Genomic DNA, 26,018 nt, shown 5'->3' on the forward strand with positions numbered 1-26,018 from the left:
GTAGTATTCTTCTCCAGGCGAAGACAACGGAGTCGAGAAGAAGGGACCGTACGGGAAGTTGAAGTCCATCCCAGAGACGACGGCGGCGGACGGTGCACGCACCACGGTCTCCGCGCGTGATCTGCGCAAGAACTACGGCGAGTTCGAGGCCGTACGCGGGATCGACTTCGAGGTCCGCCGGGGGGAATGCTTCGGGTTTCTGGGTCCGAACGGAGCCGGCAAGACGACCACGATGCGCATGATCTACTGCTCGGCGGTCCCGACCGGCGGCACCCTCGAGGTCGTGGGGCTAGACGTGCGCCGCGACGAGCGGGAGGTGAAGCGGCGCATCGGGGTCGTTCCGCAGGAGAACAACCTCGACGACGACCTGAAGGTGCGGGAGAACCTCATCGTCTACGGTCGCTACTTCGACCTCCCGAAGAAGGTCATCGAGCGACGGGTGGACGAGCTCCTCGCGTTCATGGAGCTCAAGGACAAGGCCGACTCGGCGGTCGAGCACCTCTCCGGCGGGATGAAGCGCCGGCTGGTGATCGCCCGGGCGCTCGTCAACGACCCGGACCTGCTCATCCTGGACGAGCCGACCACCGGCCTCGACCCGCAGGCCAGACACCTCGTCTGGGAGCGCCTGCGCGAGCTGGCCGCCCGGGGGAAGACGCTCATCCTCACCACCCACTACATGGAGGAGGCCGCCCGCCTGTGCGACCGGCTGGTCATCATGTGGGGTGGGAGGATAATCTCCGAAGGCACACCCGAAGAGCTCATCGAGCGGCACGTGAGCCCGCAGGTCCTGGAGTTCAACGCCGATGCGGGCACGCTCGAAGCCCTCTCCGAACTACTCGAGGAGGACGCCGACGCCGTGGAGTACGGCAGCACCCGGGACACCCTGCTCGTCTACGCCGAAGAAGCCGAGCCGCTGCTCGAGAAGGTACGTGCCTCGGGGCTCGAGGCCGAGAACACCACCTACCGCAGGGCGGATCTCGAAGACGTCTTCCTCAGGCTCACCGGAAGGAGGCTCACCGACTGATGAGGGGCGTGAGGTGGCCCTCGCCACGCGGCTCCTACCGCGTCTGGCAACGGGAGATGACCATCTTCGGCAAGTACTGGAAGACCCTCACCTTCCCCAACTTCGTCGAGCCGATGCTCTACCTGGCGGCCATGGGGCTCGGGCTCGGAGCTTACATAAGGCAGGGCGGGATAGGCGGCGAGAGCTACGTGCAGTACATCGCGCCGGGGCTGCTCGCCTCCAACGCAATGTTCGCGGCCTCCTTCGAGAGCACCTACAACACCTTCGTGAAGCTGAAGATCGACCGGATCTTCGACGCCATAGTCGCGACCCCGGTCAACGCCGAGGACGTGGTCGTCGGGGAGTACCTGTGGGCCGGCACGCGGTCCGCGCTCTACGGTACGGGCTTCCTCGCCGTGCTCGTGGCGATAGGCGAGCTCTTCCTGCCCGGGAGCCCCCTGATCACGTCGTGGTGGGGGCTTTTGATCCCGCCGTTCCTGTTCCTCACCGGGGTCACCTTCAGCGTGATGGGCATGCTCTTCACCAGCCTGATAGAGCGCATAGACTACTACGCCTACTACTTCACGCTCGTGATCACGCCGCTCTTCCTCTTCAGCGGCATCTTCTTCCCGGTGGAGAACTTCCCGGCTCCCGTGCCCCAGATCGCCTGGCTCACCCCCCTCTACCACGCGGTGAACGTCTGCCGGGCCCTGGCGCAGGGCCCGTCCGCGGGCACGCTCGTGGACCTGCTCTGGATCGTCGTCTTCACCGCCCTGCTGGCGGCGCTGCCGGTACGCATCATGCGCCGCAGGCTCATCGGCTGAGGGCAGGACACCCCAGCGCGCTCTCTCTGGTAGTATCCTGAGAGGATGCACGCCGGACACCACACCGTGCGCCTCGCCGGTCCCGGGGACCTCCAGGCCGTGGCCACCCTCGTCGTCGAGGGCTTCAGGGACCAGTTCGAGCCCATCTTCGGCGGTCGAATGTCCGAAGCCGGGGAGATCATGCGCCGGTGGATCGAGCTGGAGCACGAGCTCGGCGGGGTCAGCACGCTCGTCGTCGACCGGGACCCCCCGGCCGACGGGATCGCCGCGAGCGTCGGCGTCCGCACGGGGATCTCACGAGAGGAAGAGCTGGCGCAGGGCCTCTGGCAGGCGCTGCGCGACTCCCTGGGCTTCTGGCGGGCGAGCTGGTCGATGTTTTTGCTCTCCTATCCGCGCTACCGGGTGAACCCTTCGGAGGCGTACATCGAGCGGCTGGTGGTGGACGAGGACTGCCGCAGGCGGGGCCTCGCGCGCAGCCTGCTCAGAGAGGCCGAGGAACTGGGTCGCAGGGCCGGGAAGCGGTCTGCCGGTCTGCACGTGAGCGGCGTGAACCGGCCGGCGATCGAGCTCTACGAGAGCGCGGGCTACGAGGCGATCTCCAGAGAACGATCGCTCGTCACGTCGAGCTTTCTGGGCGTTCGCTACTGGGTCTACCTGAAAAAGCGCCTCTCCTAGCGGCCCGGAGGACCCTCCCCGCCGCGCCTGCGACGCTCTTCGTCGAGATCGGACGGCCACTCGAAGATCCCTTCCGGCAGGCCCCTGCGGCCCTCCGCCGGATCGTCCTCCTCCACGAGGTCCATCGTCTCGTCGAGATCGTCCCGCGGTACTTTGGAGGGGCCGGGCTCACCAGCCTCTTCCCGAGACGGGGTCCATCCTCCCTGCTCTTCGCAGAGAAACCCGCGCACCAGCGAGCAGAACTCCTCGGGGTACTCGACCATGGGCAGGTGACCGCACCCCTCGATGACGCTCACCCTGGCCTGCGGCATGCTCCCGGACCAGTCGTTGGCCGCCTCCGGGTCGACTATGTAATCGTCGTCCCCGGTCACGAGGAGGACCCCGCATCCGACGGAGCGTGCCTGACGCGGTATCCTGCCGCGCGAGAGCTCACGCCTCGCCATGACCAGCGTCCGGCGTACGGCGGCCGGGGTCGACCGCCCGGCATCCTCGAGGACCTCCTGCGTGAGCGCCTTGCGGTCGGTGACGAACGGGCGCAGCCACATCCTCCGCAGCCACCCGGCACGCCGGCCGAGAAGGTAGAAGGGAGGCCCGATCACGGGCAGGGTGGCGAGCCAGAGCGGGGTGGGAAGGTCGATCTGTCCCCCGTCCGCCGGAGCCGAGACGAGCACGAGACGCTCGACCATCTCCGGATGATCGGCGGCGAGCTTCACCGCCATCGTCCCACCGAGGTCGTGGCCGACCACCGAGACCCTGGAAAGCCCGAAGTAGGCGCAGAAGGCGTAGAGGAGCCGGCTGCCGTAGCGGATCCCGTACCCCGAGAGCGGCTTGTCCGACTCCCCGAATCCCCTGAGATCCAGGGAATATACGGTAAAGCGGTCCTCCAGCGCCCCGGCCAGGACCTCCCAGACCCGCGAGGACGAGAGCCAGCCGTGCACGAGGAGCACCGGTGGGCCTTCGCCCCGCACCCGGTAACGGATCATGGAGCCCTCGAGCTCCACGTAGTCCTCCCCTCTCGGGTTCTCGACCTCGTCGGTGACACGCCCCAGAACGAGCGACGAGAACGCGAGCAGGCACGCTATGAGGACGATCGTGGCGACGATCACGCCCATCGCATCTCCTCACCCCCGGCCACGCCGGGACTCAGCCTAAGAGCTCCACCTCCTGCCGACGACGTTGCGCACGATGACGGAGGCGGCGATGGTGGCCGTGACCGTGAACCCCGCCCTGAGCAGGGCCTCCTTCACGTCGTCCTTGACGCCCCGCTCCTCCGGAAGGTCTATGAGCCTCTCGGAGAGTCGGCTCGCCATGATCGAGGAGAGGGCCGAGGAGAGTATGGTTATCAGCCGCTTCTGCACTTCCTCGCTCATACCAGAGAGAGCCTTTCTCTTCAAAAGCCTGCACGTCCCTGCGGCGATCCCCGCCGCACGATAGGAGATTCTAACCGCTATGCGCCCTGAAATCCGGCACTCCCGGCTCCGGGTACTATACGGTAGAGGTCTCGAAGCTGCTCGCGCAAAACCGCTCTCTCCCCAGGCTTCGCGTAACAGTCTATGCAGAAGAGCACCTCCTCGGGACGCCCCGGATGCAGGTCGTAATCGATCATGAACTCCAGAAGCTCCCGGAAGCCTTCGCCACCCTGATCCACGAACTCGGAGAAGGATATCCTCCCGGAGATCAGACGCTCACAAGCCTCCCGCCGGTCGAGACTCCCGAGGCGACGGCTGGTGTGCCTCACTATGAACCCCGGGGTGCCCTCCATCTCCTTCTGCATGGATGGCCCCTTTCTTCCAGGCCCGCTACAGCGGGCTCAGCCCACCTGTTCCCCAAAACCTCCCCGAATGCCGGGTGCTGTGCCCCGGTTCCCCAGCTTAATAGAGTTTACGTATCATATGCGGTTTTGTAAAGCCACTCCCTGACCTCCGCCGTGCGGGGGCTTTATACTCACTCCCTCCACGGAGGATGCGAAGAGACTCGGAGGCGATCTTGGACCACAGAGCGCGGCTCGTGATCGTGGGGGCAGGCTTCGCGGGGGCCTCGTTGGTACGCAACCTCCCCGCCGCGCTGCGTCGTCCGGGCGCCACCCTGCTCATCGACAGGGCGGAGCGCCACCCTTTCATCCCGCTCGTCCACGAGGTGGTCTCGGGCAGGGTGCACCCGGAGAGCCTGCTCTCACCCCTGGAGCCGCTCTGCCGGGGGCGCTGCGGCTTCCTGCGGGCGGAAGTGGAAGGGGTAGACCTCGAAAGGCGCACGCTCCACACCTCGGATGGGCGGAGCATCGGCTACGAGACGCTGGTCCTGACCCCGGGTAGCGTCCCCGCCGCACCTCCAGGACATCTGGAGGGGCACGTCGGGACGTTCTGGTCGCTCGAGGACGCGCTCTGGCTCCGCGACGAGCTGGCCCGAAGGTGGGAGGACGCCCGCCGGGGCGGTGCCGTACCCCCTTCCGTGGCCATCGTCGGTGGCGGGGCCACCGGCGTCGAGCTCGCCGCCGAGGTGGCGAGCCTGTTCTCCCACCTGCGAAGGTTGGTCGGGCGCAAGCCGGATCCCCTGCCCAAAGTGCACCTCATCGAGGGGGAGCACAGGCTCCTCGGGTGGCTCTCCCCGTACTTCCATTCGGTCGCGGTGGAGGAGCTACAGCGTATGGGCGTGGAGGTCAGGCTCGGGCACTTCGTCGACGAAGCCGACCCGGAGGGGGTGAGGGCCGGCGGCGAGAAGATCCCGGCCCCGGTGAAGATCTGGACGGCCGGAGTCGAGGCCAGCCCGCTCGTCAGATCACTCCCCGGCGAGCACGATCGGTCCGGACGGGTGCGGGTGAGCGGCAACCTCACGCTCCCCCACCACCCGGAGGTCTACGTCCTCGGCGACTCGGCGCTCTGCGAGGCTCCGAACCACGGTCCCCTTCCCCCCACGGCCTCCGTCGCCGTTCAGCAGGGCCCCTACGTAGCCCGGGATCTGGGCCGCAGGCAGAGGAGGATCAAACGCCCCCCGTTCCGCTTCTTCGACCGCGGGTACGTGGTGGGGCTGGGACCCGGCAACGCCGTGGCGGAGGCGCTGGGTATCCGCATGAGAGGACCCGCGGCGCAGGTGCTCTACCGCAGCATACTCCTGTACTACATGCGCAGCAGGGAGGGCCGGCTGCTCACCCTCTCCGACTGGACCCTCGATCCCGTGCTGGGGAGGCTGGGCTTTTCATCCTCATCCGCCTGAGAGATGCCTCTCGGCTATCTCGGGCACGTCCTCCGGACGGACGCGGGTGTACCACACGTCGTCCGGGAAGACGAAGACGACAGGCCCCTCGTGGTGCCGCCGGGTGCAGACGTTGGGGAGCACCACCGAAGGCGAGAGCCCCCGGCGCCTCGCCTCTTCCCTGAGGAGGCCCAGGATCTCGCCGCCCCCTTTCGAGCCGCACCGGCCCTCTCCCTCGTTGGCGCAGACGAATATCTGGCAGAACCTCGCCACACCGAGATTTTAAGCCCGCCGGAAGAACTCAGAAGCCCGAAGAAGTGATCCCCACCTCGTTCCTGTCCTCGACCTTGCGCGCCATGCCGCTCCTCTGGGCCGCCTCGGCCACCGCCTCGGCCACCGCCGGCGCCACCCGCTCGTCGAAGACGGAGGGGATTATGTAGTCCTCCGAGAGCTGGTCTTCGGAGATCACCCCGGCTATAGCCCGGGCCGCGGCCAGCTTCATCTCCTCGTCGATGCCGCGCGCCCGCACGTCGAGCGCCCCCCGGAAGATGCCCGGGAAGCAGAGGACGTTGTTGATCTGGTTCGGGTAATCGCTCCTGCCGGTGGCGACGATCCTGGCGTGTCCGGCGGCCTCCTCGGGCCTTATCTCCGGGTCCGGGTTGGCCATCGCGAAGACGATAGGATCCCGCGCCATCTTCTTCACGTGCTCCACCTTCAACACGCCGGGCGCCGAGAGCCCGAGGAAGACGTCCGCCCCCTCCATGGCGTCCGCGAGCGTGCCCCTGAGACCCTCGGGGTTGGTGTTCTCCGCGAACCAGCCCTTGGAGGTGTCGAGTCCCTCACGCCCCCTGTATATGATGCCTCTGCGGTCGCAGCCGATGATGTTCCTCGTGCCCGCCGCCAAGAGCATCTTCGCGCACGCCACCCCCGCGGCCCCGACGCCGTTCACGACGACCTTGATGTCTTCCATCTCCTTGCCGACTATCTTCAGGGCGTTGATCAGCGCGGCGAGCGTCACCACCGCCGTCCCGTGCTGATCGTCGTGGAAGACCGGGATCTCGAGCTCCCGCTTGAGGCGCTCCTCGATCTCGAAGCACCGCGGCGCGGAGATGTCCTCCAGGTTTATCCCGCCGAAGGTGGGGGCGATGTTCCTGACGACGGAGACGATCTCGTCCGGGTCTTTGGTGTCCAGACAGATCGGGAAGGCGTCCACGTCTGCGAAGGTCTTGAAGAGCATCGCCTTCCCCTCCATCACCGGCATCGCCGCCTCAGGTCCTATGTCCCCGAGCCCCAGAACGGCCGTCCCGTCGGTCACCACCGCGACCGTGTTGCGCTTTATCGTCAGGTTGAAGGCACGTTCGGGGTCCTCTGCTATCGCCCGGCAGACCCTCGCCACCCCGGGCGTGTACGCCATCGAGAGGTCGTCGCGGGTGGCGAGCTGGCGCTTGGGCGTGACCTCTATCTTGCCGCCGAGGTGGATGAGGAAGGTCCTGTCCGAGACGTTCACGATCTCCACTTCCGGCAGCCCTTCTATGGCCTGGATGATCCTGCGTCCGTGCTCGGAGTCGCGGGCGTTGACCGTTACGTCCCGGATGGAGCGCTTCTGCCCCATCCTGACGATGTCCACCGCCCCGACTATCCCCCCGGCCTCGCCTATGGCGGTCATGATCTGGCCCAGGGCCCCCGCCCGGTGCGGGTATTCGACCCTTATCGTGAGGCTGTAGCTGGCGCTCGGTATGGCCTCCATGAACACCCCCTTTTCTCCGATTCCCTCGAGTTGATCCCTTTATCTTCGCACACCGCCTCCCCCGCCGACCTACACCGGCAGGTAGCCGGCCTCGGGGGGAAGATCCTTACCGGGCAAGGCCTCACGCCGGGCCAGAAACCACCTCCCGAGCGGCGTGCGCCCGCCGGCCTCCTCCGCGGCCTTCTCGAGCCCGGCCCGGAGCTCGTGCAGGATCGGCGGTCGCTCCCCGTAGGAGACGACCTCGAGCTCCGCGGCGAGCGCGGCGTCGATGAAATCCCCCCACGCAGAGGATGCCGCCTCGTCCTCGGGCTCCGGTGGGGAGGCGAAGGCCCGCCTTATCTCCTCCGGAAGCGGGGCCCGGGAGATGATCTCCACCCGCTCCGGCAGCTCGGGACGGCCGGAACGTTCCAGGTATGCCCTCGCCCGGATCAACAACATCCGCGAGGGCAGGGTGTGCTTCTGCCAGGACTCCCCCACGGCCTCCCAGTTCACGAACGATCCCCCGTAGAGGGCCTCGAGATCCACCGCGAACACCTCCCACATACTCTCTTCGGGACCTAGTTTAGCCCGAAGATCGCCCGCAGATGCTAGTATCTGCGCATGGCTACCCTGATCTGCACCGCAAAAAGGGTGGGTGACCTCGAGAGCCGGACCGAGGAGTACGAGCTCGCCTTCGCCGTGGACGGCTCCTCCAAACAGGAGCTCCGGATAAGGTACCAGGCGGCGCGAGCCTACGAGATAAACGCGGCGCTGGACGCAGCGGTCGAGAAGGCCCGGCGCGCGATCTCCGAGGCCGGATCGGAGGCCCGCCCCACCGACGAGGCCCTCTCCCAGCTCGCCTGGCGCACCCTGCAATCCGCCAAGTACGAGCGGGGAGAAGAGAAGCGCAACACGCTGGAGCTCTGAGCCCCTCCTACGGCCGGTCCGCGGCCTCCAGAAGCTCCTCCAGCGTGACCTTACCCTCGTAGAGCGCGGTCCCGACCACAGCCCCGATCACCCCCGGCGTGCGCGCGAGCGCCTCCACGTCCTCCCTGCCGCGCACCCCGCCGCTCGCTATGGTCGGTATGATCCCCGCCACCTCCGCCGTCTCCTCGAGCGCCGCCCCCGCGCCCATCCCGTCGCGCTCGATGTCGGTGAAGAGCACCGAGGCGACCCCTTCCGCAGCGAGCTCCGCCGCGAGCTCTCTTACCCCCACCCCGCTCTCCTGGAGCCAGCCGTGGGTCGCGACGACGCCACCGCGCGCATCCACCGCGACGACGAGCGCGTTCCCCAACTCGTCCAGCAGCCGCAGCCGTAGCCCCCTGTCCTCCACCGCCGCCGTCCCGACCACGACCCTCTCCGCCCCGGCCTCCCGCACGCCCCGCGCATCTTCGAGGGTGCGGATGCCCCCGCCGACCTGCAACGGCACTTCGACCGCGCGGGCGATCTCTCGGATGATGTCGAGCTGCGCCGGACGACCTCCCCGGGCCCCGTCGAGGTCCACGACGTGTATCGCCCGCGCGCCACGCCTCTCCCACTCCAGAGCACGTCTAACAGGATCCGCATCGTAAGCCCGCTCGCGCCCGAAGTCGCCCCGCACGAGCCGCACGCAGCGGCCGCCGCGCAGGTCTATCGCGGGGAATACGGTGAACGTGCCGCCTTCCACGCTCCTACTCTACCGCAGCCCGAGCACGACCGCCGCGACGAGCCCCGCCGCGATGCAGTAGTACCCGAACGGTCCCAGCGCCTCTATCTCCCGCCTCTTGAACAGGTACATGAGGGCCGCCGTGGAGAGGTAGGCCGCGAGCCCTGCGACCACCCCGCCGAAGAGCGCCACCTCGAGCGTGTGGGCGGTGCCGTAGCGGACGAGCTTCGGCACCTCCAGGACCCCGGCGGCAAGGATTATCGGGGTGGCGAGCAGGAAGGAGAAACGCGCCGCGACCTCCGCCTTGAGCCCGGAGGCCATCCCTCCGACCACCGTCACACCCGAGCGCGAGATGCCGGGGATGAGCGCCAGGACCTGCGAGGTTCCGACCGCCACGGCCTGCCAGAACGAGAGCTGGGAGGCTCCCTCCTTGATCCGCTTGCGCCTGATCCTCTCCCCGGCGAGGAGGAAGATCCCGTTGAAGACGAGGACTATCGCCGCGAGCATCGGACGGCCGAAGTTGGCCGAGAGCCCCTTCTCGAAGAGAAGCCCGACGAGACCGGCGGGTATGGTCCCCACGATCACGAGCCACGCGAGCCGCCCGTCCTCGTTGCCCCTGAGACTGCGCTCTGATAGCGAGAGGAAGAACCCCCGAATGATCGCCCACCACTCCCGCCGGAAGAACGCGAAGAGCGCGGCGGCGGTCCCGAGGTGCAATACAACGAAAAACGGCAGAAAGGTGGGGCTCTCCTGATTCACGTCCCAGCCGAGCAGCGAGGGAAGTATCACCCCGTGCCCCAGGCTCGAGACCGGCAGTATCTCCGTCGCCCCCTGCAACAGCGCCAGAACGAACGCTTCCCAGATGCTCAAAAGGCCTCATTCCTTTCGATCCGACCCGCCCAAGCAGCCGCAAGGATAAACCAGCCGTACCCGCCCGTGATGGGCCGGAAGGGGGATCTTACGCAGGGTTAACCTATCTTTTACCTTCGTTTAACTCGCTGGCCCAGCGCAGGAAGTTCTCGTAGAGAGCGAGCCCGGCCCGGCTGGACTTCTCCGGGTGGAACTGCACCGCTACCAGGCTGCTCCGCGCCACGGCGGCGCAGAAGGGACCACCGTATTCGCTCTCCCCGAGCAGATCCTCCCCCCTGTCCGGCACAGGATAGTAGGAGTGGACGAAGTAGAAATGCTCGCCATCGAGGCCCTCGAGCACGGGATGCTCCCGGACCACCGAGAGGGTGTTCCAGCCCATGTGCGGCACCCTGAGATCCTCGCCGTGGAACCTGACCACCCGTCCGGGCAGGATCCCGAGCCCCTCCACCCCCGGCGACTCCTCGGAGGTCTCGAAGAGGACCTGAAGCCCGACGCACACCCCGAGGAAGGGCTTCCCGGAACGGTACGCCTCCCGGCACGCTCCATCCAGCCCCCGTTCACGCAGCTTCCTGACGCAGTCCCCGAACGCCCCGACGCCCGGCAGCACCACGGCCTCGGCGGCGAGGAACCGCTCCGGGTCCGGGGTGAGCTCCACCCGAGCGCCCACCTTCTCCAGCGCCCTCCTCACCGAGAGAGTGTTCCCCGCGTCGTAGTCGGCGACCGCGACCCTCATCCCATCAACCACCGGCCCTTACCCCGCTCTCCAGAAACCCGAGGCGGTCGAGCTCCTCCGCGAGCATTTCGGGGTTCCGGAAGACGACCCCGTAAAAGCCCAGGGAACGCGCGGCCGCGACGTTCTCCTCCACGTCGTCGACGAAGAGCGTGCTCCGAGGATCCAGGCGGCACCGCTCGACGAGCCGCCGGTAGATCTCGTGGTCCGGCTTGGCGACCTTCTCCTCGCCGGAGACCACGATCTCCTCGAACCACCCGAGAAATCCGTACCTCTTACGGGCGATCGCGAACGTCTCCGAGGACCAGTTGGTCAGCGCGTAGAGCGGCACGCCCCGCCCGCGCAGCCTCCCGAGGAGCTCCACGCTCCCGGCGATGGGCCCGCCGAGCATCTCGCCCCACCGGCTGTGGTACGCCTCTATCTCCCGGGCGTAGCGCGGATGCCTCGCGCGCAGCTCCGCGACGGCCTCCTCGAACGGCCGTCCCAGGTCGAGCTGCCGGTTCCACCGCGGCGAGCACACCTCAGAGAGGAAACGCTCCATCTCCTCCTCGTCGGAGAAGAGCTTGCGGTAGAGGTAGCGCGGGTCCCAGTCGACGAGGACGCCCCCGAGGTCGAAGACCACGCTCCTCAATCGATCACCCCCTTCGTCGAGGCGCTGCCCGAGGTACGGCGGGCGGCCGCGGCCCTCAGGGCGAGCGCGAGGGCCTTCACCCCCGACTCGACCTTGTGGTGGGCGTTCTCCCCGTAGTGACAGTTGAGGTGCAGCGTGAACCGCCCGTACTGGGTGAACGCCCGCAAGAATTCCGGGAAGAGCTCTGTATCGAACGTCCCGATCTTCTCGGGCATCCCCCCCAGGTTGCAGGTGAGGTGGCTCCGGCCGCCGAGGTCCACGACCGCCGTGGAGAGCGCCTCGATGAGGGGCGCAGAGGCGTCGGCGAAGCGCACCAGACCCGACCGGTCACCGAGAGCCTCATCGAGAGCCCGCCCCAGGACCAGACCGGTGTCCTCGACGGTGTGGTGGTCGTCCACCCACGTGTCGCCCTCTGCCTCCACCTCGAGATCCATCCCGGAGTGGTGCGCCAGCAGGTGCAACAGGTGGTCGAAGAACCCCACGCCCGTGGAGATCTCCGCCCGCCCCTCCCCGTCGAGCTCCAGCCTCACCCGTACGAACGTCTCGCCCGTCTTGCGCTCCACGCTCCCGCTGCGCCCCATCATGCTCCTTCTGCTCTCTGGCCTGCGCAAAGAGGCATTTTAGCCGACCGATCCGAAACCAATCGTCAACCAATGTTGACACATGAACGAAAGCAGGAAGACGCAGGTTGGTGGACCGCAGGACCCGCGGGGTGGTCGTGGGCGCAGATCGCCGAGGTCCTGGGCGTGAGCAGGCAGGCGGTGCACAAGAAGCACGCGAGAAGGATAAAGGAGAAGTACCCCGGAGATTTGCCGGTGAGGAAGGGAAGAGAGGCGTGATGTTCACGCGTTTGACCGACAAATCCCGCGGGGCCGTGGAGGCCGCTGGGGGTGACGCTCGAAGCCGCGCGGGAAGAGTCCGAGGCGATGCTCTCCGAGGCGCTCTCTTCGGTCGGGATCCCCCTCGAAGACATCCGCCAGCAGGCCGGCGACGCCTTCGAGATGCGCATCCCGGAAGGCAGCCGCTCCCGTTCTCACCCCGGGCGAAGAATGCCCCGGTCGAGGCGCACAAGGAGATGCGGCGGCTGGGAGACAACTACATCGGTACCGAGCACGTTCTTCTGGGAATTCTCGGCGACAGAGACGGGACGGACGTCAGGCTGCTAGCGAGGCTGGACGTCTCGGCTGAGGCGCTGGAGGAGCGATTGTACGAGGGGCACGGGGCCGAAGGCTAGAGTTCCATCGCGAAGTGGTAGTGGCGGATCTCCATCCCCTCCCGGAAGTAGAAGCGGTGCGCCCTTCCCCGCTGCACGCCCGAGTCGAGGTGCAGCTCCCGGCAGCCCTCTCTCCTCGCCTCCTCAGCGAGCCAGCGGAAGAGCATCCGGCCGTAGCCCCGCGAGCGGGCGTCATCGGCGGCGACGAGGTCGTCCACGTAGAGGTGCCGGCCGGAGATCAGGGACTCCTGCACCCTGAAACCCGCGACGCTCCTGACCTCCCCGTCCTCCAGGACGGCGGCGAGCCGGTAGCCCTCCTTTCGCATCCTGCGCACCCGCCGCAGATAGTCCTCCGCCGAACCGAGGTGCGGCCGTAGCTGGCGCATCACGCCGAAGGTCGCCGCGACCTCTTCGTCGGAGAACATCTCCCTCACCTCGACGGGGCTCAATCCAGCCTCACCCGCACGCTTCCCGCGTGGTTCTCGAAGCCTTCGAGCCGGGCGAGCCGCTCGACGTGCGGCCCGAGCGCGGCGAGCCCGCGGTTTTCGTAACGCATGTAGCTGGTGCGGGCGGTGAACTCGTGGGTCCCGAGCGGCGAGGCCCAGACGGCGGCCCCTCCGGTCGGCAGGGCGTGGGAAGGACCGGCGGCGTAGTCCGAGAGTGCGACCGGGCTCGCGTCGCCCACGGCCAATAGCCCGACCGCGTCGAGGCCGTGGGCGACCCTCTCGGCATCCGCGCAGATCACGTGCGCGTGTTCCGGGGCGTAGAGGTTGGTGAGCTCGACGGCCTGATCCAGGCCGCGCACCAGCACGAGCGTCACGTGCTCCGCCGGTTCGCCGGAGAGCAGGGGTAAGACCCCCTCGATGAGGTTACGTTCCGGGGTGAGCAGGATCGAGGAAGCCCCGGAGAGGTGTTCGGCCTGGGCCATCAGGTCCCGGGCGACGTGCTCCGGGCGGGCGGAGGAGTCCGCGATGACGATGAGCTCGCTCGGCCCCTGCGGGGCGTCGATCCCCACCACCCCGAAGACCTCCAGCTTGGCGGCGGTCACGTAGTCGTTGCCGGGGCCGACGATCTTGTCCACCTTCGGGATGCTCTCGGTGCCGAAGGCCATCGCGGCTATCGCCTGCGCGCCTCCGACGCGGTATATCTCGCGCAGACCGAGCATCCGGGCGACGGCGAGGACGTGCGGGCTCACCCGTCCGTCGGGGCCCGGTGGGGCGCACACGCAGACCTCCCGCACCCCGGCAACCTGCGCCGGGACGGCGCTCATCACCAGCGTGCTCGGGTAGGCCCCGTGGCCGCCGGGGACGTAGAGGCCGGCCCGCCGCAGCGGGCGGACGCGTTGGCCCACAACCGCTCCCTCCCGCCGCAGCTCCCAGCCCCGGTCGAGCTCCCGTTCGTGGAAAGCGCGCACGTTCTCGATCGCGACCCGGAAAGACTCCTCGATCTCCGGCGGTAGCCCGGCACCCGCCACTTCCTCCTCGGGCACCCTCAGCGGATCCGGGCGCAGTCTGTCGAACCTCTCGGCGTACTCTAGGACCGCCGCATCCCCGCGATCTCGCACGTCCTCCACGATCCTGCGGGCCGCCTCGCGCACCTTCCCGGCGAGGAAGCCCCCGGGCCGGCGCAGCCGCGCGAGCAGCTCCTCCATATCGAGCGTGCGGGCGTCCAGCGTCTCAGCCAAGGATGCTCCTCTCCATCCGCTCCGTCAGCGCCGCGACCTCCGCGTTGCGCAGCCGGTAGGAGCCGCGGTTCGCGATCAGGCGTGCCGTGGAGCGGGAGATCTCGTCCAGCACGACCAGGTTGTTCTCGCGCAGGGTGGTCCCGGTGGCGGTGAGGTCGACGATACCCTCGGCGAGCCCGACGAGCGGCGCGAGCTCTATCGAGCCGTGCAGCGCGATGATCTCGGCCTGCCGGCCCATCCCCTCGAAGTAGCGGCGGGCGGTCCTGGGGAACTTGGTCGCGACCCTTATCACCTCGGCGTGCGAGATCCTCTCCTGCACCCGCCCGGCGGTCTTTTCGGGTACCGCGAGGACCATCCGGCAGGCCCCGACCCCGAGGTCGGCGAGCTCGATGACGTTGGGCTCCTGCTCGTCGAGGACGTCCTTGCCGACGATCCCGACGTCCGCCGCCCCGTACTCGACGAAGACGGGGACGTCTGAGGGACGGCTCACGATGAAACGGACCCCCTCCCTCTCGTGCACGAGCCGGCGCCCGTTCTCGCGCAGTATCCCGGCCGGAAGCCCGGCCCCCTCGAGCACCCGCAGGGCATCCTCGAAGATCGCACCCTTCGGTACCGCGACCCGCAGGGGCCCGCTCACGCCGAGACCCTCCCCGCCGCCTCCTCGGGCGAGAGCTCCTCGAACCCGCCGACACCCCGCTCCGAGACTGGGGCGAGCTTCACCCTCTCCCCGGCGGGATATGCGAGCCAGGAGGCCTCGACCGTGCGAGCGTAACGGGCGGCTTTCTCGGGGGGATCTTCGTCAGCGAGCTGCAGCACGGCCACGCCGCGGGCGCGCAGGGTGCACGCGGCGGCCGTCGCCCCGGTCGAGGAGCCCACCAGGACGACGAGGGGATCGGGTTCCCTCTCCGGCAGGATGGAGAGCAGCCGCTCGAGCGAGATCGCGAACCCCGTCGCCGGCATCGGCGCGCCGAAGCGGGAGAGCAGCTCGTCGTAGCGTCCGCCGCTCGCGACGCTGAAGCCCAGGCGCGGGGAGTAGGCTTCGTAGACCACCCCCGTGTAGTATCCGAAGCGCCCGATGAGCCCGAGGTCGAGGATCACCGAATCCAGGCACCCGTGGACCTCGAGGTGCGCGAGGATCTCGCGCAGGTTCTCCAGCGCGCCCTCGGCCTCCCCCAGGGCGTACTTCTGCGCCCTCTGTAGCAGCTCGCCGTCGGAGGCCGGCCCGACGAGGCGCGGTATCTCACGGGCTCCGGCCGCGGCTTCGTCCGGCAGGGACGCGGCGAGGGCGTCCACCCGCGCCAGGTCCTTGTCGGCGAGCGCGGAGAGGATCTCGGACGCGGCCTCGGGGGCGGCACGACGCAGCCACCCGGCGTAGAAGCCGCTCTGGCCGACGACGATCGCGAACTCCCCCTCCCGACGCAGCCCCACCGAAGAGAGGACGTCGGCGAGCAGGGCTATCGCCCCGGCGTCCTCCGCCGCGCTCGAAGATCCGACGACCTCGACCCCGGCCTGATGGAACTCCGCGCTCTGACCCCGCCCCACCCCGGTCCTGCGGTAGACGGGCAACACGTAGGAGAGCCTGTGCGGCGGCGGGCTGTTGCGCAGCCTTTGCGCGACGAGCCGGGCTATCGGGGAGGTCATCTCCGGGCGCAAGAGGAGCATCTGGTTGTCCGCATCGAAGAGCTTGAAGGAGGCATCACGCAGCCGGGGCTCCTCTATCACCTCGGAGTACTCGAGCGCCGGGGTGATGACCTCCCTGAAACCCCAGGCCGCGAAGCGCCCGCGTACCCTGCCCTCGAGCCCCACGAGATGCGTGGACTCCGGGGGCAGGACGTCGCGGGTGCCCGGCGTGGTGGCGAACCTGCTGCGTGCCCTGCGCTCCATGAACGAGGCTATCTTAACCGATACGGCCACCGGCGTGCCCCGAATCCACCGGGCGGGTGAGGTAGCATTCTCCCCATGAACGAGATATCCGATTCCCTCAAGCAGCGATTCGCCACGATAGCCGACCTGGACGCCGCCTCGGCCGTCCTCTCCTGGGACCAGCAGACGCACATGCCGGAAGGCGGGCTCGCGGCGCGGGCGGAGCAGCTCTCCACCCTGAGCCGCATCTCGCACGATATGCTCGTCTCGGAGGAGACCGGGGCTCTGCTGGAGGAGACCGGCAACCCGGATCCCATCTCCGTGGAGGGTGCCTTCCTGCGGGTGGCCCGGAGGGAGTACGAACGGGCGGCGAGGCTCCCCTCGCGGCTGGTCGGGGAGCTCTCCCGTACCCGCTCGCTCGCGCAGGGGGCCTGGGAGAAGGCCCGGGCAAACTCGGACTGGGAGCTTTTCGCCCCGCACCTGGAGCGGATGGTCGCGCTGCAGCGGGAGGCGGCGGAGCACCTGGGCTACGAGGAGCACCCCTACGACGCCCTACTCGACGCCTACGAGCCCGGGATGCGCAAGTCGCAGCTGGACGAGCTCTTCGCCCGGCTCAGGGAGGAGCTCGTCCCGACCGTGAAGAAGCTGCCGCGCGAGGCAACCGGCGAGGAGCCCTTCCGCGGGAGCTTCGACGAGGGAAAGCAGGAGGAGTTCAGCACCCGCGTCATAACGGACTTCGGCTACGACTGGAGCCGGGGCCGGCAGGACCGGGTGACGCACCCGTTCTGCACCTCGCTCGGCGGCCCAGCCGACGTGAGGATCACGACCCGCTTCGACCCCACATGGTTCTCCTACCACTTCTTCGCCACGCTGCACGAGGCGGGCCACGCCCTCTACGAGCAGGGCGTCGACCCCGCCTACACCCGCACCCCGCTCGCGGGCGGCGCCTCCCTCGGGGTGCACGAGAGCCAGTCGAGGCTGTGGGAGAACATCGTGGGGCGCAGCAGGGAGTTCTGGAACCACTACCAACCGCTGTTCGGGAAGACCTTCCCGCAGGCCGCGGGGGCGAGCGCCGAGGATCTCTACCGGGCGGCGAACGTCGCCTACCCCTCCGAGATCCGCACCGAGGCCGACGAGCTCACCTACAACCTGCACATCCTCATCCGTTACGAGATAGAGACAGCTCTCCTCGAGGGTGACCTGGAGGTCTCTGGGCTGCCCGGGGTCTGGAACGAGAAGACGAAAAGCTACCTGGGCTTCACACCCCGAAGCGACGCCAGAGGCGTGCTGCAGGACGTCCACTGGGCGATGGGCCTCATCGGGTACTTCCCGACCTACACTTTAGGTAACGTGCTCTCGGCTCAGATCTTCGAGGCGGCAGAGAGTGCACACCCCGAGATAAGGGAGCAGATCTCCGAGGGCCGCTTCGAGACGCTCCTCGGCTGGCTGAGGGAGAACATACACCGCCACGGCCGACGCTACGAGCCGCGGGAGCTCATCGAGCGCGCGACCGGACGCCCGATGGAGAGCGGCCCCTACGTCTCCTACCTGAAAAGGAAATACGGAGAGATCTACGATCTCTGAGTGGATGGGGCGCCGGGATCAATCCTCCGCACCTTCCCGGGGGATCTCCCAGCGCTCCTCTATCCGGCCCAGCCTCCAGACCAGGTAGGAGACCGCCCAGGCACCGAGGAAGACCACGACGACCGCATACCCCAGATAGCCGAAGTCCAGCCGCTGCAGGCCTCCGAGAAAACCGCCGAGCTCCACCCGTGAAGTCGCGACCTGGAAGAGCTCCACGGTACCGATGAGGAGCGCCACCGCGACCGAGAGCCCGGTGACGGTGAGGTTGTAGTAGACCTTGCGCACCGGGTTGGTGAAGGCCCACCCGTAGGCCTGGGCCATGAAGGCCCCGTCGGCTGTGTCCATCAGACACATCCCGGAGGCGAAGAGGACCGGCAGGGTCAAAATCGCTGCCACCGGCATCCCCTGCGTGGCGGCTCCGGCCGAGAGGGAGAGCAGAGCTATCTCGGAGGCGGTGTCGAACCCGAGCCCGAAGAGCAACCCGATGGGGTACATCTGGTAGCTGCTCCGGATGGAATCGAAGAGCCTGCCGAAGAAGCGGCTGGCGAGCCCCCTCCCGGCGAGCAGGCCCTCCAGTTCTTCCCGGTCGTACGTCCCCCGCCGCATCCCGCGGAAGACTTTCCAGATCCCGACCAGCACGATGAGGTTCAAAACCCCGATCAGGTACAGAAACCCACCCGAGACCGCGGTCCCTATCACCCCGCCGACGGCCCTGAGGGTGGGCAGATCCTTCTGTGCCTCACGGGTCGCCAGAGCGAGCGCGAGCGCCATGGCCGCGACCACGGTGGAGTGCCCTAAAGAGAAGAAGAACCCCACCCCTACCTGCTTCCTGCCTTCCTGCAGGAACTTCCTGGTGGTGTTGTCTATCGCGGCGATGTGGTCGGCGTCGAAAGCGTGCCTGAGGCCGAGCGTGTACGCGAGCACGCCGAGCCCGAGCATCTTCGGGTGCTGCGGAGCGACGACGAGAAACAAAAGCCCCCACCCCACGAGGTGCAAAAGCCCGGCCACCCCGAACACCCCCCCGAGCCGCAGCCGTACATCCCCGCCCCAGGAGAAGCTCCTCAACCGGCCTCCTCCCCCGAGCATCGGGAGCACACCCCGACCGCGACCAGGTGCACCTCCTCCACCTCGAATCCTCCCGAGACCTCGCCGAGGACCTCCACCAGCCGCCTCTCGGCCTCCCTCTCCGGGTGGAAGACACCCCCGCACTCCCTGCACACCAGATGCGGGTGCCTCTCCCCCCTCGCCTCGAAGAGACGGGGTCCCTCCGGTGGACGGCTCTCCACCACGAGCCCGGCATCACACAGCGCATCGAGCGAGCGGTAGACCGTAGAGAGCTCGAGCCCCGGCAACGCCCCGGACACCTCCCTCCATACCTCCTCCGCCGTGAGGTGCCCGCCGGAGCCGGCCAGAACCTCCCAGATCCTGACCCGCTGCGGCGTGACCCTCAAACCCCGCTCGCGCAGCGTCTCGTCTATGTTCCCGGCCATTGTGTGCGAATTATTTGCAGAAGCCTGGTCTTTGCGCAAGGGTCTTCGGTCGGGGAGGATTTAGAATTTTCGCGGGGTCAACGAGCGCGAGAGATCGGAGGCGGATTGCGTCTGAGTCCGGAGCTGCTGGAGCTGGCCTACCGGCAGGGGGCCTTCCCGATGGCGGACGAGTCCGGGGAGGTGCGCTTCTACCGCTGCGACCCGCGGGCGGTGCTGGAGTTCGGGGATCTGCACGTCTCGAAGTCGCTCGCGCGCGTGCTGCGCAAAGGGGTGTACGAGGTACGGGTGGACGAGGATTTCGAGGGTGTGATCCGGGGCTGCGCCGACCGGCCCGAGACCTGGATCGGCGAGGAGATCATAGAGGGCTTCCTGGGGCTCTACGAGCGGGGTCTGGCGCACAGCGTCGAGGCCTACCGGGAAGGCGAGCTCGTCGGGGGGCTCTACGGGGTCACGCTCGGCGGGGCGTTCATGGGCGAGTCGATGTTCAGCCGGATGCCGGACGCCTCGAAGGTCTGCCTGGTGCATCTGGTGGAGCGGCTCGAGGAGCGCGGGTACGTGCTGCTCGACTGCCAGATCCAGAACGACCACCTCGCCCGCATGGGTGCCACCGAGATCCCGGAGGCCGAGTACATGAGGCGGCTCGAAGAAGCGCTCGGGCTCCGGAGGAGCTTCGTGTGAGGCCGGCGTGGTAAGCTAGCCCCATGGACGAGAGATATCTCAAGCTGGACCGGAGACCGGATCTGGAACGCCCCGTACTCGTGTGCGCCTTCACCGGCTGGAACGACGCGGCCGAGGCGGCGAGCGTCGCGGTCGCCACGCTCGGCAGCTCGTGGGGGGCGGAGCGCATCGGCCGCTTCGAGAGCGAGGAGTTCTTCGACTTCCAGGCCACCCGGCCGCAGATAAAGCTCATCGACGGCATAACGCGCGAGATAGAGTGGCCGGAGAACGTCCTGTGGGCCACGTCCCGCAGCGTCGAGGCCGCCGGCGGGCGCGGAGCGGTATTCCTTTCCGGTCCCGAGCCGAACCTGCGCTGGCGGACCTTCTCGCGCACGGTGGTGGAGCTCGCGCGAGAGCTCGGCGTCGAGATGGTCGTCACCCTCGGCGCGCTGCTCGCCGACGTCCCGCACTCGCGCCCGATCGCGGTGAACGCCAACTCCCAGGATCCCGCGCTGATAGAAGGGCTCGGCCTCAGCCCCTCACAATACGAGGGCCCCACGGGGATAACCGGCGTACTGCACCGGATGTGCGCCGACGCCGGGCTGCCCTCGGTGAGCTTCTGGGCCTCCGTGCCGCACTACCTGCCCGCGGTCCCCTCCGCCCCGGCGGCGCTCGCCCTCCTGGAGAGCTTCTCCGAGTTGCTCGGGGTCGAGGTGGAGGTCGGCAACCTGCGCAAATCCGCCGAAGAGTATCAGGAGCAGGTCTCCGCCGCCGTCGCACGCGATCCGGACCTCACCTCCTACGTCAGGATGCTCGAGGAGCGCTACGACGCGCAGGGGCCCGGGGAGCCGAACATACCCTCGGGAGACGATCTCGCCCGGGAGCTCGAGGACTTCCTGCGCAACCAGCGCGGGGAGGACGGCTAGGAGAGGACGGGCAGGCTCCTCTTCTTCCTCTTCAGCCCTTCGTTGAGGCTGCCGGAGCGGTACCCGGAGAGATCGAGCGCGACGTAGAGGAAGCCGGCCTTCTTGAGCTCCGTGGAGATCTCCCCGCGCATCGCGAAGGCCCGCTCCATCTCCTCCTCGCCGACCTCGAGGCGGGCGATCTCGCCGTGGTGGCGAACCCTCACCTGCCGGAAGCCCTCCCGGCGCAGGAACTCCTCCGCCCGGGCCACCTGGGCGAGCTTCTCGGGGGTTATCTCCTGCCCGTACGGGAAGCGGCTCGAGAGGCAGGCGAGCGCGGGCTTGTCCCAGGTGGGGAGCCCGAGGTGACGCGCGAGCGCCCTCACCTCCTCCTTGCCCATCCCGGCCGCGGAGAGCGGGGAGAGGACCCCGAGCTCGCGGGCGGCCTTCCTTCCGGGCCGCCAGTCGCCCTCGTCGTCGGCGTTCGCGCCGTCCACGATGCAGCCGTAGCCGCGTTCCTCGGCGATCTTCTTCAGGTCGGTGTAGAGCGTGCTCTTGCAGAAGTAGCAGCGGTTGGTCGGGTTGCTCGCGTAGTTGGGGTCGTCGAGCTCGCGGGTGTTTATGATCACGTGCTCGACCCCGAGCGAGGCGACGAACCGCCTGGCCTCCTCGAGCTCCGAGGGCAGGTAGGTCTCGTTGTCCGAGGTGACCGCGAGCACCCGCTCCTTCGGGAGGGCCCGCGCGGCGACCGCGAGCGCGAGCGAGGAGTCCACCCCGCCGGAGAACGCGACGAGCGCGCTCCCGTGGGGACGGACGATCCCTTCGAGCTGCTGCAGCCTGCGCTCGAGCTCCTGGGGAGAGAAGTCGTGGTCCGGCACCTGGCACCCTCCTTCCGTCCGGCCTACGGTCACTGTTTTACCGCACCACGTCCTGAGAGCCAGCGCACGACCTCCCCCGCGTGGGCGTCCGGCGGGAAGACCGGGTAGAAGACGTGCTCGACGCTGCCGTCGCGCACCACGAGGGTGAGACGCTTTATAAGGACCATCCCCTCCACCTCGAAGGTCGGGAGCCCGAGCGCGCGGCAGAAGCCCAGCCCCTCGTCGCTCAAAAGTTCGAACGGCAGGGCGAGCCTCTCCTTCGCCTCCTGCTGGTAGTCGGTGTCCTGGGTGCTCAGGCCGAAGACGCGGGCCCCGAGGGCCAGGATCTCATCGTGGTGGTCGCGGAAACCGCAGGACTCCGGGGTGCAGCCGCGGGCGCCCGGGATACTGTCCCACCCCTCGGGCAGCGGCGCGCCGGGGCGTCCGGTCATCGGGTAACAGTAGACGACGGTCGTTCCCGGGAGCGAGGAGAGATCGACCCTCTCCCCGGAGGTGGCCGGAAGGGCGAGGGACGGCACCCGCGCACCGGGGAGGTGGTCGCAGGCGCCGTCGTCTTCGGGGACGGGCAGGTCCTCCGGCAGATGCTCGTAGCCGCCCGCCACCTACACCCTCTCCAGCACGACCGCCGCGTTGTGTCCGCCGACGCCGAGGTTGGCGCAGAGGGCGACCTCGAGGTCGGGGGCCTCTCGCGGCTCGTCCACGACGTAGTCGAGCTTCGCGCAGTCGGGGGCGAGCTCTTCGAGGTTGCGCATCGGCGGGACCGTCCTCTCCTTGAGCGCGAGCGCGCACACCGAGGCCTCTATCGCGCCCGTCGCCCCCATCGCGTGCCCCAGCGTCGACTTCGTCGCCGAGACCATGGCGTTCGGGTTGATCTGGTACATCGCGCGCGACTCGGGGCCGTCGCCGGCCGGGGTGCCCGCACCGTGGGGGTTGATGTACCCGACGCGCCCGCCCTCGACCCCGGCCCGTTCCAGCGCGAGCTGCATCGCCCGCAGGATCCCGCGCCCCTCCCTGTCCGGGTCGACGGTGCTGTAGGCGTCCGTGGTGCGCCCGACCCCGGTTACCTTCGCGTAGGGGTCGGCGCCGCGGCGCGCGGCGGACTCCTCGCTCTCCAGGACGAAGACCGCCGCCCCCTCCCCGAGCACGAACCCCCGGTGGTCGCGGTCGTAGGGCCGGCAGGCCCCCTCGGGGTCGTCGTTGAGGTCGCTCATCGCCCGCATCGAGATGAACCCCGCCAGGAAGACCGGCGTTATCACGGCCTCGGTGCCGCCGCAGAGCACCATGTCCGCGTCCCCGCGTCGGATCAGGTCGAACCCGAAGCCCAGGGCGTCGGTGCCGCAGGCGCAGGCGAGCGCCGGGGAGGCTGAGGGTCCCTGCACGCCGTACTGGATCGCGACGTGCGCCGCCGCGGCGTTCGGCATGATCTTGGTGACCGCGAACGGGTTGACCCGGGTGGGACCCTTGGTGTCCATCGTGCGCTGGGTCTCCTCCATGCTCGCCACCCCGCCGATGCCGCTGCCGAGGACCAGCCCGACCCGCTCGGGGTTGCTCTCGAGCTCCCCCCAGGCCCCGGCGTCGTCCAGCGCGAGCTTCGAGGCCGCGAGACCGAAGTGGGTGAAGCGGTCGGTCCTCTGCACCACCTTGCGGTCCATGAAGTCCCTCGGGTCGAAGGAGCGGCACTCGGCGGCGATCCTCACGGCGAAATCCGAGGCGTCGAAGAGCGTGATCGGACCGACCCCGCTCTCGCCCGCGAGCAGGGCCTTCCAGAAGTCCTCACGCCCCACGCCGACCGGGCTCACGACACCTATTCCCGTTATGTACGCCGCCGGACGACCGTTGTGCATAAAACCTCCAAAGAGCGCCAAACCCAGCCGTCAATCTTAGCATCCCGCAGCCGGGCTTACCCCGCCGCTACAATGTATCCACGATGGAAGGCGAGCACGGCACCGTGGACGATTTCGCGCGGAGATACCCGGGGATGTGGCTCGCGGTGGTGCTCGACGGTCCGGGGAGCCGTTCGGGGACCCTCATACTGGCCACGCCCTCCCGCGAAGAGGCGGGCCGGGCGGTGATGCGGTATGCCGCCGAGAGGCGCCCCGTCTACTTCGGACGGGCGCCGGAGAGGGAGGACGGCCCTGGCGGCGCCACCGGCCCGCGGCTAGGATAGGGTCACGGTAGAAGTGGCTGCAATCCGCTCGGAGGGAGCTTTCGATGTTGGATCTCAGATACATCCGCGAGAACGCACCGGCGGTGAAAGAGAACTGCAGGAACCGGGGCGTCGAGGCAGACGTGGACCTCGTCGTCGAGCTCGCCGGGCGGCGCTCGAAGCTCATAACCGATCTGAACGAGTTGAGACAGAACCAGAACCAGCTCGCCAAGTGCATCGGCAGGGAGAGAGACCCCGCAGCCCGAGAGAGGCTCATAGAGGAGTCGCGCGCCCTGAAGGACGAGATCCCGAGGAGGGAGCAGGAGCTGGCGGAGGTCGAGGAGAGGCTGCGCGAGGAGCAGCTCAAGATCCCGAACATGACCCACCCCGACGCCCCCATCGGGAAGGACGACACCGAGAACGTCGAGATCAGCCGCTGGGGCGAACCGAAGGAGTTCGACTTCGAGCCGAAGGACCACGTCGAGATCGGGGAGTCCTTGGGGATCATCGACTTCGAGGCCGGAGCGAAGACGACCGGCAGCAAGTTCTACTTCCTGCGCGGCGAGGCGGTCCTGCTCGAGCTCGCGCTCGTGCGCTACGCGCTGGATGTGCTCGTGGCGCGCGGCTTCGAGCCCGCCATAACCCCGGATCTGGCCCGCGACGAGGCGCTCGTCGGGACCGGCTTCATCCCGCGCGGGCCGGAGACCCAGATCTACTCGGTCGAGGACACCGACCTCTCGCTCATCGCGACCGCCGAGATAACCCTCGCCGCCCAGCTTCAGGACGAGATCGTCGAGGAGGGGGATCTCCCGCTGCGCTTCGCCGGGCTCTCGCACTGCTTCCGCACCGAGGCCGGCTCCCACGGCCGGGCGAGCCGGGGCCTCTACCGGGTGCACCAGTTCACCAAGGTCGAGATGTTCGCGTTCACCACGCCCGAGGGCTCGGAGGAGATGCACCGCGAGATGCTCGCAACGGAGGAGGAGATCTTCCGCAACCTCGAGATCCCCTACCGGGTGGTGGACATCTGCACCGGGGATCTCGGCGGGGCCGCCTACCGGAAGTACGACGTCGAGGCCTGGATGCCTGGCCGGGGCGACTACGGCGAGGTCACCAGCACCTCGAACACCACCGACTACCAGGCACGCCGGCTGCGGATCCGCTACCGCCCCGATGGGGGGTCCCCCAGGCTCCTGCACACCCTGAACGGCACCGCGATAGCGGTCAGCCGCGCCCTGATCGCGCTGCTCGAGAACCACCAGCAGCCGGACGGCTCGGTGGTGCTCCCGGAGAAGCTCGTCCCCTACGCAGGCTTCGAGCGCATAGGGATGAAGTAGCGCGGGGGCATCCGATGCCGGAGCGGGATCCGGCGGGCGCGCTGATCCGACGCTCCCGCACCTGGTCGCAGGCGGCCGACGAGGGAGAGCTCTTCCGGGCCGCCTCCAGCGTGCTAAGAGAGGTCTTCGGCGTGGATACCGGCTACTTCGTCTACCGCCGGGGATCGATCCTGGGCGAACCGGCGGGCCCTCTGCAGGTGTACGAGCCGTGGGGGGTGCTCTCGGGGAGGCGCGAGGAGATCGCACGCCGGGTGGTCCGGCAGGATGAAACCCCGGGGGCGCTCTCCGGGTTGAGCGAGCGCTGGATGGACCTCTCCGAGGTCCCGCCGGAGGTACGCTCCGACTGGGAGCGCTGGGGCGTGGAACAGGGAGGTTCCTGGGCGCTCACCTTCCGCGGGGAGCGCGTGGGGGCGATGGTGCTGCGCCGCGCCCGGCGCGCACAGGACGACGACGGGGATCTGGTATCCCTGTGCGCGGTGCAGACCTCGCTGGTTCTGGAGCTCATCTCCGCCCGCCGGGCCGCGGAGGAGGCGAGCGAGCGGGACTTCCTGACCGGGCTGTGGAACCGGCGGGGGTTTCTGGAACGGATCGCCGGGACCACCTCCGGCGGCCACCCCGCCCTGCTCATCGGGGTCGTCGACCTGGACAACCTCAAGGAGACCAACGACGAGCTCGGCCACCCGGAGGGAGACCGCCTGTTGCGGAAGACGGCTCGCCTGCTGCGCGAGCACCTCGGCGGCAGCGGGATCGCCTGCCGGTGGGGTGGGGACGAGTTCGTGATCCTGCAGAGCGCGGCCGCACCGGGCAGCCCGCACCACGCGGCGCGTCGGCTGGAGGAACATCTCGCCGCCGGCGGGGTGACGGCCAGCGCCGGGATCGCAGTCTGGGGTGAGGACGGAACGAGCTGGGAGGAGTGTTACGCCGCCGCCGACCGCAGGCTCTACGCGCGCAAGATGGCCCGGCAGCCCGGCTGA

General features: G+C 68.5%; 32 protein-coding genes. 12 read left to right on the forward strand and 20 right to left on the reverse strand.

Annotation, left to right across the window (positions count from 1 at the left end; translation table 11 throughout):
• Positions 1–58 precede the first annotated feature (58 nt).
• The 3 genes from AC6EKW_RS13455 to AC6EKW_RS13465 are packed head-to-tail and all read left to right on the forward strand — an operon-like array spanning position 59 to position 2,502.
• A complete protein-coding gene (locus tag AC6EKW_RS13455) occupies positions 59–1,024 on the forward strand; it encodes an ABC transporter ATP-binding protein (protein WP_273888816.1) in 966 nt (321 codons plus the stop codon).
• Positions 1,024–1,827 (forward strand): ABC transporter permease, encoded by an 804-nt coding sequence (locus AC6EKW_RS13460; protein ID WP_273888815.1) that lies wholly within the window; start codon positions 1,024–1,026, stop codon positions 1,825–1,827. The genes AC6EKW_RS13455 and AC6EKW_RS13460 overlap by 1 nt, the downstream gene beginning before the upstream one ends.
• 45 nt (positions 1,828–1,872) lie before the next feature.
• On the forward strand, positions 1,873–2,502 hold the full coding sequence (locus AC6EKW_RS13465; protein WP_273888814.1) for a GNAT family N-acetyltransferase: 630 nt from the start codon (positions 1,873–1,875) through the stop codon (positions 2,500–2,502).
• On the opposite strand, the gene AC6EKW_RS13470 is transcribed toward AC6EKW_RS13465, so the two are convergent.
• From AC6EKW_RS13470 to AC6EKW_RS13480, 3 genes are all read right to left on the reverse strand, one after another.
• Entirely contained in the window at positions 2,499–3,614 is a 1,116-nt protein-coding gene (locus AC6EKW_RS13470; protein ID WP_273888813.1) for an alpha/beta fold hydrolase, read from the reverse strand. The genes AC6EKW_RS13465 and AC6EKW_RS13470 overlap by 4 nt on opposite strands.
• A gap of 36 nt (positions 3,615–3,650) precedes the next feature.
• Positions 3,651–3,872, reverse strand: coding sequence for a hypothetical protein (locus tag AC6EKW_RS13475; RefSeq protein ID WP_273888812.1), 222 nt, complete (start codon positions 3,870–3,872; stop codon positions 3,651–3,653).
• A 77-nt stretch (positions 3,873–3,949) separates the two neighbouring features.
• Entirely contained in the window at positions 3,950–4,276 is a 327-nt protein-coding gene (locus tag AC6EKW_RS13480) for a hypothetical protein (RefSeq protein WP_273888811.1), read from the reverse strand.
• 212 nt (positions 4,277–4,488) lie between these two features.
• Here AC6EKW_RS13480 and AC6EKW_RS13485 point away from each other — a divergent pair, with 212 nt between their 5' ends.
• Positions 4,489–5,712 carry an NAD(P)/FAD-dependent oxidoreductase gene (locus tag AC6EKW_RS13485; protein ID WP_498514639.1) on the forward strand — a complete coding sequence of 408 codons (1,224 nt, stop codon included), beginning with the start codon at positions 4,489–4,491 and terminating at the stop codon, positions 5,710–5,712.
• Here AC6EKW_RS13485 and AC6EKW_RS13490 read toward each other — a convergent pair.
• From AC6EKW_RS13490 to AC6EKW_RS13500, 3 genes are all read right to left on the reverse strand, one after another.
• Positions 5,701–5,964 carry a (2Fe-2S) ferredoxin domain-containing protein gene (locus tag AC6EKW_RS13490; protein ID WP_273888809.1) on the reverse strand — a complete coding sequence of 88 codons (264 nt, stop codon included), beginning with the start codon at positions 5,962–5,964 and terminating at the stop codon, positions 5,701–5,703. The two genes, AC6EKW_RS13485 and AC6EKW_RS13490, sit on opposite strands and share 12 nt — an antisense overlap.
• A gap of 28 nt (positions 5,965–5,992) precedes the next feature.
• Complete coding sequence (locus AC6EKW_RS13495) at positions 5,993–7,438, reverse strand: NAD-dependent malic enzyme (RefSeq protein ID WP_498514640.1); 1,446 nt, start codon at positions 7,436–7,438, stop codon at positions 5,993–5,995.
• A gap of 69 nt (positions 7,439–7,507) precedes the next feature.
• Positions 7,508–7,963 (reverse strand): hypothetical protein, encoded by a 456-nt coding sequence (locus AC6EKW_RS13500; RefSeq protein ID WP_498514641.1) that lies wholly within the window; start codon positions 7,961–7,963, stop codon positions 7,508–7,510.
• A gap of 105 nt (positions 7,964–8,068) precedes the next feature.
• Here AC6EKW_RS13500 and AC6EKW_RS13505 point away from each other — a divergent pair, with 105 nt between their 5' ends.
• Positions 8,069–8,344, forward strand: a complete 276-nt coding sequence (locus AC6EKW_RS13505) for a hypothetical protein (RefSeq protein ID WP_498514642.1) — start codon at positions 8,069–8,071, stop codon at positions 8,342–8,344.
• Positions 8,345–8,351: 7 nt separating this feature from the next.
• Here the strand turns inward: AC6EKW_RS13505 and hisA are convergent, their stop codons facing one another.
• The 5 genes from hisA to hisB all read right to left on the reverse strand — a co-directional run bounded on the left by hisA (position 8,352) and on the right by hisB (position 11,874).
• The gene (hisA, locus tag AC6EKW_RS13510; protein WP_498514643.1) at positions 8,352–9,083 is read right to left on the reverse strand and encodes a 1-(5-phosphoribosyl)-5-[(5-phosphoribosylamino)methylideneamino]imidazole-4-carboxamide isomerase; all 732 of its coding nucleotides are present in this window, start codon (positions 9,081–9,083) and stop codon (positions 8,352–8,354) included.
• Positions 9,084–9,092: 9 nt separating this feature from the next.
• Entirely contained in the window at positions 9,093–9,932 is an 840-nt protein-coding gene (locus AC6EKW_RS13515) for an undecaprenyl-diphosphate phosphatase (RefSeq protein WP_498514644.1), read from the reverse strand.
• A 103-nt stretch (positions 9,933–10,035) separates the two neighbouring features.
• The gene (hisH, locus tag AC6EKW_RS13520) at positions 10,036–10,677 is read right to left on the reverse strand and encodes an imidazole glycerol phosphate synthase subunit HisH (protein WP_498514645.1); all 642 of its coding nucleotides are present in this window, start codon (positions 10,675–10,677) and stop codon (positions 10,036–10,038) included.
• On the reverse strand, positions 10,670–11,293 hold the full coding sequence (locus AC6EKW_RS13525) for an HAD family hydrolase (RefSeq protein WP_498514646.1): 624 nt from the start codon (positions 11,291–11,293) through the stop codon (positions 10,670–10,672). Before AC6EKW_RS13525 ends, hisH begins: the two co-directional genes overlap by 8 nt.
• Entirely contained in the window at positions 11,290–11,874 is a 585-nt protein-coding gene (hisB, locus tag AC6EKW_RS13530; RefSeq protein ID WP_420542084.1) for an imidazoleglycerol-phosphate dehydratase HisB, read from the reverse strand. The genes AC6EKW_RS13525 and hisB overlap by 4 nt, the downstream gene beginning before the upstream one ends.
• A 257-nt stretch (positions 11,875–12,131) precedes the next feature.
• Here hisB and AC6EKW_RS13535 point away from each other — a divergent pair, with 257 nt between their 5' ends.
• Positions 12,132–12,527, forward strand: a complete 396-nt coding sequence (locus AC6EKW_RS13535; RefSeq protein WP_498514658.1) for a Clp protease N-terminal domain-containing protein — start codon at positions 12,132–12,134, stop codon at positions 12,525–12,527.
• On the opposite strand, the gene AC6EKW_RS13540 is transcribed toward AC6EKW_RS13535, so the two are convergent.
• The 4 genes from AC6EKW_RS13540 to hisZ are packed head-to-tail and all read right to left on the reverse strand — an operon-like array spanning position 12,524 to position 16,104.
• Complete coding sequence (locus AC6EKW_RS13540; RefSeq protein WP_498514647.1) at positions 12,524–12,955, reverse strand: GNAT family N-acetyltransferase; 432 nt, start codon at positions 12,953–12,955, stop codon at positions 12,524–12,526. The genes AC6EKW_RS13535 and AC6EKW_RS13540 overlap by 4 nt on opposite strands.
• The gene (hisD, locus tag AC6EKW_RS13545) at positions 12,952–14,190 is read right to left on the reverse strand and encodes a histidinol dehydrogenase (protein WP_498514648.1); all 1,239 of its coding nucleotides are present in this window, start codon (positions 14,188–14,190) and stop codon (positions 12,952–12,954) included. The genes AC6EKW_RS13540 and hisD overlap by 4 nt, the downstream gene beginning before the upstream one ends.
• Positions 14,183–14,827: an ATP phosphoribosyltransferase gene (gene hisG, locus AC6EKW_RS13550; RefSeq protein ID WP_498514649.1), complete on the reverse strand. Its 645-nt coding sequence runs from the start codon at positions 14,825–14,827 to the stop codon at positions 14,183–14,185. Before hisG ends, hisD begins: the two co-directional genes overlap by 8 nt.
• A complete protein-coding gene (gene hisZ, locus AC6EKW_RS13555; protein WP_498514650.1) occupies positions 14,824–16,104 on the reverse strand; it encodes an ATP phosphoribosyltransferase regulatory subunit in 1,281 nt (426 codons plus the stop codon). Before hisZ ends, hisG begins: the two co-directional genes overlap by 4 nt.
• 45 nt (positions 16,105–16,149) lie before the next feature.
• On the opposite strand from hisZ, the gene AC6EKW_RS13560 reads away from it, so the two are divergent.
• Positions 16,150–17,637 carry a carboxypeptidase M32 gene (locus AC6EKW_RS13560; RefSeq protein ID WP_273888796.1) on the forward strand — a complete coding sequence of 496 codons (1,488 nt, stop codon included), beginning with the start codon at positions 16,150–16,152 and terminating at the stop codon, positions 17,635–17,637.
• Between the two features lie 18 nt (positions 17,638–17,655).
• Here AC6EKW_RS13560 and AC6EKW_RS13565 read toward each other — a convergent pair whose 3' ends face one another.
• A complete protein-coding gene (locus AC6EKW_RS13565) occupies positions 17,656–18,702 on the reverse strand; it encodes a HoxN/HupN/NixA family nickel/cobalt transporter (protein WP_498514651.1) in 1,047 nt (348 codons plus the stop codon).
• Entirely contained in the window at positions 18,699–19,127 is a 429-nt protein-coding gene (locus AC6EKW_RS13570) for a Fur family transcriptional regulator (protein WP_273889348.1), read from the reverse strand. Before AC6EKW_RS13570 ends, AC6EKW_RS13565 begins: the two co-directional genes overlap by 4 nt.
• A 105-nt stretch (positions 19,128–19,232) precedes the next feature.
• Here AC6EKW_RS13570 and aat point away from each other — a divergent pair, with 105 nt between their 5' ends.
• Positions 19,233–19,805, forward strand: a complete 573-nt coding sequence (gene aat / locus AC6EKW_RS13575) for a leucyl/phenylalanyl-tRNA--protein transferase (protein WP_273889349.1) — start codon at positions 19,233–19,235, stop codon at positions 19,803–19,805.
• Between the two features lie 23 nt (positions 19,806–19,828).
• Positions 19,829–20,710, forward strand: coding sequence for a PAC2 family protein (locus AC6EKW_RS13580; RefSeq protein WP_498514652.1), 882 nt, complete (start codon positions 19,829–19,831; stop codon positions 20,708–20,710).
• Here the strand turns inward: AC6EKW_RS13580 and larE are convergent.
• Genes larE through AC6EKW_RS13595 form a run of 3 tightly spaced genes read right to left on the reverse strand, consistent with a single transcriptional unit; the run spans position 20,707 to position 23,408 of the window.
• Positions 20,707–21,564 carry an ATP-dependent sacrificial sulfur transferase LarE gene (gene larE / locus AC6EKW_RS13585; protein ID WP_273889351.1) on the reverse strand — a complete coding sequence of 286 codons (858 nt, stop codon included), beginning with the start codon at positions 21,562–21,564 and terminating at the stop codon, positions 20,707–20,709. The two genes, AC6EKW_RS13580 and larE, sit on opposite strands and share 4 nt — an antisense overlap.
• 29 nt (positions 21,565–21,593) lie before the next feature.
• The gene (locus tag AC6EKW_RS13590) at positions 21,594–22,166 is read right to left on the reverse strand and encodes a peroxiredoxin (protein ID WP_273889352.1); all 573 of its coding nucleotides are present in this window, start codon (positions 22,164–22,166) and stop codon (positions 21,594–21,596) included.
• Positions 22,167–23,408 (reverse strand): beta-ketoacyl-[acyl-carrier-protein] synthase family protein, encoded by a 1,242-nt coding sequence (locus AC6EKW_RS13595; protein WP_273889353.1) that lies wholly within the window; start codon positions 23,406–23,408, stop codon positions 22,167–22,169.
• Between the two features lie 83 nt (positions 23,409–23,491).
• Here AC6EKW_RS13595 and AC6EKW_RS13600 point away from each other — a divergent pair, with 83 nt between their 5' ends.
• Genes AC6EKW_RS13600 through AC6EKW_RS13610 form a run of 3 tightly spaced genes read left to right on the forward strand, consistent with a single transcriptional unit; the run spans position 23,492 to position 26,018 of the window.
• On the forward strand, positions 23,492–23,731 hold the full coding sequence (locus AC6EKW_RS13600; RefSeq protein ID WP_273889354.1) for a hypothetical protein: 240 nt from the start codon (positions 23,492–23,494) through the stop codon (positions 23,729–23,731).
• Between the two features lie 44 nt (positions 23,732–23,775).
• On the forward strand, positions 23,776–25,044 hold the full coding sequence (gene serS / locus AC6EKW_RS13605; protein ID WP_273889355.1) for a serine--tRNA ligase: 1,269 nt from the start codon (positions 23,776–23,778) through the stop codon (positions 25,042–25,044).
• A gap of 14 nt (positions 25,045–25,058) precedes the next feature.
• Positions 25,059–26,018 (forward strand): GGDEF domain-containing protein, encoded by a 960-nt coding sequence (locus AC6EKW_RS13610; protein WP_273889356.1) that lies wholly within the window; start codon positions 25,059–25,061, stop codon positions 26,016–26,018.

The organism is Rubrobacter sp. M3-4 (assembly GCF_059772285.1).